The sequence below is a fragment of the Bacillus sp. GMs2/2 genome (genome assembly GCF_050172095.1).
Taxonomy (GTDB): domain Bacteria; phylum Bacillota; class Bacilli; order Bacillales; family Bacillaceae_G; genus Bacillus_A; species Bacillus_A cereus.
In genome coordinates this window covers 1-1,127 of sequence record NZ_JBNLYE010000724.1, presented here as the reverse complement: position 1 = coordinate 1,127, position 1,127 = coordinate 1, and the positions used below count along the sequence as shown (strand labels likewise).

The following is a 1,127-nucleotide window of genomic DNA, read 5'->3' as shown; positions in this document are numbered from 1 at the left end:
AAGTAATGGGGAGTTAATTTATTGTTTTTATTGATTTGTCAAAATTGAGCGTCCCATTCATTAAGGTTTTTTATTACTTTTTTTCTTAAACGGGGCTTTAACTTTGCTAGCGTATCTTGTAATTGGCTGTTTAATATTAAAAATTGAGCATCCATCATTAAATAATATGTAGCATCATTTATATACCTATAATGACTTGTATATTGTTTAGTAGCAATGTCCAAGTGTCCATTATTTTGATTAAACTTTTTAATACTTTCATAACAAGCCTCTTTGTTTATGTGATATATATCTTTAGTTTTAAATGTCATTTTCCCCCTAGGATGTCTATTTACAAACAAAATCTCATTTTCGCATTTTAAGCTGTTAGCTGGAAAAGCTCTTTTAGCATATTTCGTTAATATAAAATCTGGATACATAATAATATCTTCGACTGGTACCTTGAAGCAAACTTTTATCAATTTATGACCATAAGCTGCATCTAATTTACTATGAAAGCACTGGCCAGATAGCAGAATATTTGTATCAATTTCGAATGTAAATTCTGGGTTATTTAAACCACCTATTTCTATTTGTCGAAGGACTTGTGCTAATTCGATAGTATTTAAAGAACGATAAACTCGTACAAATCCTCCTTCTTCTATTAGGTTACATATTTTTAGCATGTATTGGGTATGAGTGTATATATTCTGAATGTCATCAATTGCTTCATAAAACATATCATCAGAAATCGAATTGGCCAGAGCTAATGTATCTTCAAAATAATCTCTCCGATAAATATTCTGTCCATATTCAACTGGCATATAATATGTCTCTTCATATCCTAATCGTCTTTGAATATTAAAAGCAAATTTAATTAAAGATGTTAGATAATATCTAGTGAAATTATATCGTTCATTATCCAGGGTAAAAGGTATAATTTCTATATCATTTATTATGCCACCTTCAATGCAATCCTCAACTAAAGGAGAGCGTACTCGATAACGATAGAGGTTTGCAAAATCAGATGCATTTGTATCATAGAAAAAATATGTATCTTGTTCTTCATAATTTTGAACGTTACTCATAGATTTCCTCCGTTTTTATATTCGATTTTGCTCATCCCCCGAAAAAGGGAAATAATATAC

1 protein-coding gene is annotated in these 1,127 nt (G+C 29.7%); it reads right to left on the bottom strand.

Annotated elements, in window-relative coordinates; translation table 11 throughout:
* Positions 1-38: 38 nt before the first annotated feature.
* Positions 39-1,067: a hypothetical protein gene (locus ACQGS6_RS29025; RefSeq protein WP_426966073.1), complete on the bottom strand. Its 1,029-nt coding sequence runs from the start codon at positions 1,065-1,067 to the stop codon at positions 39-41.
* Positions 1,068-1,127: the final 60 nt, after the last annotated feature.